Source organism: Kitasatospora sp. NPDC059803, from assembly GCF_042732255.1.
GTDB lineage: Bacteria > Actinomycetota > Actinomycetes > Streptomycetales > Streptomycetaceae > Kitasatospora.
This window is the reverse complement of the sequence record NZ_JBHWIJ010000005.1, coordinates 38,493-44,270: the sequence shown is the minus strand read 5'-3', so window position 1 is coordinate 44,270 and position 5,778 is coordinate 38,493. Positions and strand designations below refer to the sequence as shown.

4 protein-coding genes are annotated in these 5,778 nt (G+C 73.5%); all 4 read left to right on the top strand.

What is annotated here, in order from left to right:
• Positions 1-400: 400 nt before the first annotated feature.
• The 4 genes from thrB (at position 401) to rpmE (ending at position 5,649) form a co-directional block, all read left to right on the top strand.
• Complete coding sequence (gene thrB / locus ACFV6I_RS01685; protein ID WP_063347815.1) at positions 401-1,339, top strand: homoserine kinase; 939 nt, start codon at positions 401-403, stop codon at positions 1,337-1,339.
• Between the two features lie 597 nt (positions 1,340-1,936).
• Positions 1,937-4,051, top strand: a complete 2,115-nt coding sequence (rho, locus tag ACFV6I_RS01680) for a transcription termination factor Rho (RefSeq protein WP_380423240.1) — start codon at positions 1,937-1,939, stop codon at positions 4,049-4,051.
• A gap of 138 nt (positions 4,052-4,189) precedes the next feature.
• On the top strand, positions 4,190-5,290 hold the full coding sequence (locus tag ACFV6I_RS01675) for an LCP family protein (protein WP_380423239.1): 1,101 nt from the start codon (positions 4,190-4,192) through the stop codon (positions 5,288-5,290).
• A 137-nt stretch (positions 5,291-5,427) separates the two neighbouring features.
• On the top strand, positions 5,428-5,649 hold the full coding sequence (gene rpmE, locus ACFV6I_RS01670) for a 50S ribosomal protein L31 (protein WP_063347812.1): 222 nt from the start codon (positions 5,428-5,430) through the stop codon (positions 5,647-5,649).
• Positions 5,650-5,778 lie beyond the last annotated feature (129 nt).

Here is a 5,778-nt window from a genome sequence, read left to right as displayed (position 1 = left end):
GGGGGGGGGGCGCCGCGGCGGCGGGCCGTGCTCACCCCCCCCGCGGCCGCCCGGGGGCGCCCCCCCCCGCCGCCGCGCCCCCCCCGTGGGGGGGGCCCCCCCGTCGATGTTCTCCGGTGACACTTTTGTGTCAATTACGCCGCGCATTCCGATCCGATTCCGGTACGCATTCCGGCCAGAAGCGGCAACACACCAGATCGGAGGACCACGGGGTGTACCACTGGGGAACCTCTCTTCGATACTCTGGGTTCGGCCGTGTGGCACATGCCCCGGGTCCGGCCTTCTCCAGGCCGCGCCAACGACCGTGACCGCCCGCCCCGCCGGGGCCTGCGGTCCATTCCCCGCCTTCGCACCGACGACGCGATCCGCGCCGCCCGATTTCCCCAGGAGAGTCCACCGCATGGCCGGTCCCGCGTTCCGTGCCGCCGCCGTCCGGGTCCGGGTTCCCGCGACCAGCGCCAACCTCGGCCCGGGCTTCGACGCCTTCGGCCTCGCGCTGGGCCTGTACGACGACGTGGTCGTCCGGGTCGCCGACTCCGGGCTCTCCATCGACATCGCCGGCGAGGGCGCCGAGACGCTGCCCCGCGACGAGCGCCACCTGCTGGTCCGCTCGATGCGCGCCGCCTTCGACCGCCTCGGCGGCCAGCCGCGCGGCCTCGAAGTGGTCTGTGCCAACCGGATACCGCACGGCCGCGGCCTCGGCTCCTCCTCGGCCGCGATCTGCGCCGGCATCGTGGCCGCCCGCGCGGTCACCATCGGCGGCCCGTCCGCGCTGGACGACGACGCGCTGCTGGCCCTCGCCTCCGAGCTGGAGGGCCACCCCGACAACGTCGCGGCCTGCCTGCGCGGCAACTTCACCATCGCCTGGACGGACGAGGAGTCGGCCAAGGCGGTCAGCCTGGAGCCCTCCGACCAGGTCGTCCCGGTGGTGTTCGTCCCCGCCGACGAGGTGCTCACCGAGACCGCCCGCGGCCTGCTGCCGAAGACCGTCCCGCTGACCGACGCCGCCGTCAACGCCGGCCGCGCCGCGCTGCTGGTCGAGGCGCTGACCAGGCGGCCCGAGCTGCTGCTCGCCGCCACCGAGGACCGCCTGCACCAGGACTACCGCTCCTCCGCCATGCCCGACAGCGCCGCCCTGGTGGGCGCGCTGCGCGCGGAGGGCGTCCCCGCGGTGATCTCCGGGGCCGGCCCGACCGTCCTCGCGCTCACCGACGAGGCGGGCGCCGACAAGGTGCTCTCCTTCGCCGGGCACCACGGCCACGGCGGCGACCCGGCGTTCGCCGCGCACCGCCTGGAGCTCGACCGGATCGGGGCCACCGTGCTCCCGCTGGACGGCTGAACGGCCCGTCCGGGCTGCTCGTCCGGCCCGGCCCGGCCACCTGCCGAGCCGGGCCGTCCGGACACGATTGGCAAGCGCAAGGCTGGGGAATGTCTGAGGGGGTCGGTAGTGTTAACCTCATTGCTGCACCAGGTGCCCTCCGGGGCTCGGTGCGCCGCGTCCCGATCCCAGCACTCCACTGCCGTGGAGTCGCGGCGATGCACGGGGCGACGATTCTCCGGGAGCCCACCGCAGCGCGTACGCAGCCTGCCTGCGCGACACGCGGCCGCATCCCGAAGCCGTGACGGCACCTGACTCCCACTCGCGGCCTCCCACCTTGAGGCCAGGACGGGCGGAGCGCGGTCCACCGTCACGCGACGGGGGCCCGGGATTCGCAGGCAAGCGTGGGGGTACGCCCGGTCGGCACACGACCGACCGGCCCGCCGCGCCACTCAGCACCACCGTGCTTCACGCACCGCACCTCGCAGCTCTCCCTCGACCGGCTTCCGCCTTTCGGGGGATCACCGCCTCGGACCGACGCAGTCGAGCGTCGGTCAGGACAGCACAACCGGTCGCCGAGCCAGACAGGCCGACGTCCGCTCCAGGGAAGGACCCTTAGTGAGCGACTCCACCGATCTGATGGGCGCGCGCCAGGACGCCGAGGCGTCGGACGCAGCCGCCGCCCCCGCGACCCCGGCGCGGCGCCGCCGTACCGCCGCCGCTGGCCTGGACGGCATGGTCCTGGCCGAGCTGCAGAAGCTCGCCGGGGACCTGGGCATCACCGGTACCGGACGCATGCGCAAGAGCCAGCTGATCGAGACCATCAAGGAGAAGAGCGGCGGAGACCCGCTGCTCGCCGCCGGTGGTGCTCCGGCCGCCGCCACCAAGCGCACCGCCGCCAAGGCGGACGCCGCCGAGGCGCCGGCCGAGAAGCCGGCCCGTCGCACCAAGGCCGCCGCCGCTGCGGCCGCCGCGGCCCCGGCCGCCGCCGAGTCGCAGGCCCAGATCGAGATCCCGGTCCAGGCCGCCGCCGAGACCGCCGCGCCCGCCCGTGCCGAGCGCACCCGCCGCCGCGCCACCTCGGCCGCCGGCGCCCCGACCGCCGACGTCACGGCCGACGCCGCCGTCGTCGTGGCCGAGCCCAAGCAGGCCGAGACCCGCCAGGCCGAGACCCGCGCCTTCGAGGGCCGCGAGGAGGGCCGCACCGAGACCCGTCGCGACCGCCGGGACCGCCGGGACCGCAGCGACCGCCCGGAGCGGGCGGAGCGCCCCGAGCGCGCCGAGCGCCAGGACGGCGGCGAGGCCCAGGACGGCGACTCCCGCGAGTCGCGCCGCGACCGCCGCAACCGCCGCGAGCGCACCGACCGCCAGCCCCAGCAGGGCGGCGGCCAGCAGCAGGCCGCTCAGGGCGACGGCCAGCAGGCCCGCCAGGGCGGCCAGCAGACCCAGCAGCCGCAGGTCCAGCAGGGCGGCTACGACGACGACGAGTTCGGCGACGGCCGCCGCGGCCGCCGTGGCCGCTACCGCGACCGCCGGGGCCGTGGCGCCCGCCGCGAGGGCTTCGAGGCCGGCCCCGCCGAGCCGCAGGTCGGCGAGGACGACGTCCTGATCCCGGTCGCGGGCATCCTCGACATCCTCGACAACTACGCGTTCGTGCGCACCTCCGGCTACCTGCCGGGCCAGAACGACGTCTACGTCTCGCTCGCCCAGGTCCGCAAGAACGGCCTGCGCAAGGGCGATGCCATCACCGGCGCGGTGCGCCAGCCCAAGGACGGCGAGCGCCGCGAGAAGTTCAACGCCATGGTGCGGCTGGACTCCGTCAACGGCATGGACCCGGAGAGCGGCCGCGGCCGCCCCGAGTTCAACAAGCTCACCCCGCTCTACCCGCAGGACCGGCTGCGCCTGGAGACCGAGGCGGGCATCCTGACCACCCGGATCATCGACCTGGTGTCGCCGATCGGCAAGGGCCAGCGCGGTCTGATCGTCGCGCCGCCGAAGACCGGCAAGACGATGGTGCTGCAGGCGGTCGCCAACGCGATCACCCACAACAACCCCGAGTGCCACCTGATGGTCGTCCTGGTCGACGAGCGTCCGGAAGAGGTCACCGACATGCAGCGGTCGGTGAAGGGCGAGGTCATCTCCTCGACCTTCGACCGCCCGGCCGAGGACCACACCACCGTCGCCGAGCTGGCCATCGAGCGCGCCAAGCGCCTGGTGGAGCTGGGCCACGACGTGGTCATCCTGCTGGACTCGATCACCCGCCTCGGCCGCGCCTACAACCTGGCGGCGCCGGCCTCCGGCCGCATCCTGTCCGGTGGTGTCGACTCGACCGCGCTGTACCCGCCGAAGAAGTTCTTCGGCGCCGCGCGCAACATCGAGAACGGCGGCTCGCTGACCATCCTGGCCACCGCGCTGGTCGAGACCGGCTCGCGCATGGACGAGGTGATCTTCGAGGAGTTCAAGGGCACCGGCAACATGGAGCTCAAGCTCGACCGCAAGCTCTCGGACAAGCGCATCTTCCCGGCCGTCGACGTGGACGCCTCCAGCACCCGCAAGGAGGAGATCCTGCTCGGCAGCGAGGAGTTGGCCATCGTCTGGAAGCTGCGCCGGGTGCTGCACGCGCTCGACTCGCAGCAGGCGATCGAGCTGCTCCTGGACAAGATGAAGCAGACCAAGAGCAACGCCGAGTTCCTGATGCAGATCGCCAAGACCACCCCCGGCTCCAACGACTGACCGTAGCCGGACGGTTGTCGCCCACCGAACCCCGGATCGCGCGAGCGGTCCGGGGTTCGGTGCGTCCACCCGGCTTTGTTCCAGAGTTGGGACATCATGAGGCTTTTTGATCATCTTGTCCGTTTTACTCTGGACCGTATGGCCGAGCACAAGAGGGTCCTGACCCGCCGCCGCAAGATCCTGCGGGCGGCCGCCTGCGCGTTCGCCGCGCTCGTCGTCCTCGGCGCCGGAGCGGCCGGCTACGCGTACGTCAAACTCAACGGCAACATCAAGAGCGTCGACATCAACGCCCGCCTCGGCGACGCCCGCCCGCCGGCCGCCACCGACGGCTCGTTCAACGTCCTGGTGCTGGGCTCCGACTCGCGCAACGGCGAGAACGGCGACCTGGCCGGCGGCGACACCGGCGACACCGCCCGCTCGGACACCGCGATGGTGCTGCACGTCAACCAGGACCACTCGCACGCCGAGGTCGTCTCGATCCCGCGCGACACCCTGGTCACCCGGCCCGACTGCACCGACGCCGGCGGCAAGGCGGTGGCCGGCGCCAAGCGCGCGATGTACAACAGCGCCTTCGAGGCCGGCGGCGCGGCCTGCGCGGTCAAGACCACCGAGCAGCTCACCGGGCTGCGGATGGACCACTACGTGCAGATCGACTTCGCCGGCTTCGCCCGCGTCGTGGACGCGATAGGCGGGGCCACCGTGAGCACCACGGTGGCCATCCACGACAAGGACAGCGGGCTCGACCTGGCACCGGGCGAGCACCACCTCGACGGACAGCAGTCGCTGGCCTTCGTCCGCACCCGGCACGGCGTCGGCGACGGCAGCGACCTCGGCCGGATCGAACTCCAGAAGCAGATGGTGAAGTCGCTGCTCCAGCAGGCCGGCGGGATCGGGCTGTTCTCCAACCCGGTCAAGCTCTGGTCGGTCGGCGACACCATGACCCGCAGCATCACCACCGACTCCGCGCTGGGCTCGGTGAACGCCCTGGTGGGGCTCGTCCAGGAGCTCAAGGGGATCGGGCCGGACCAGCTCGGCATGGTGACCCTGCCGGTGGTGACCGCGCCCGGCGACCCCAACCGGGTGGTCGAGCAGCAGCCGCAGGCGGACCAGCTCTGGGCGGCCCTCAAGGCCGACCAGCCGGTCCCGCAGGCGATCGTCTCGGCGCAGCCCGAGAACCCCGCCCAGGCCGCCCCCACGGCCGCCCCCACGGCCCCGGCGAAGGCTCCCGCCCGGCGCTGAGCTGCGCCCGGAATATCCCGGAACACGACCCGGTTTGGGAAGATGCGGCCGGTCCTGGCAGACTGGTCCGTCGGTCCCGGTTCACGTGCGGCGCTCCCGCCGCCGACCCGGTGCCCTCCCGAACCTAGGAGAACCCCTTGAAGCCCAACGTTCACCCCCAGTACGTGGTCACCCGTGTGACCTGCACCTGCGGTGCCGAGTTCACGACCCGCTCGACCGAGGCCAGTGGCGAGATCCGCGCCGAGGTCTGCTCGCAGTGCCACCCGTTCTACACCGGCAAGCAGAAGATCCTCGACACCGGTGGCCGCGTGGCCCGCTTCGAGGCCCGCTTCGGCAAGCAGCACAGCGCGAAGGCCTAGCGCTCCCACGGCGCCGGTTCCCGGTGCCCCCGTACTCGTTCCGGGGGCGCTGGGGGGCGGCGCCGGTCGCAGACCCCCCCCCCCCCCACCCCCGGGTGGCCCCCCCCGCCCCGGGCCCCCCCCGCCCCC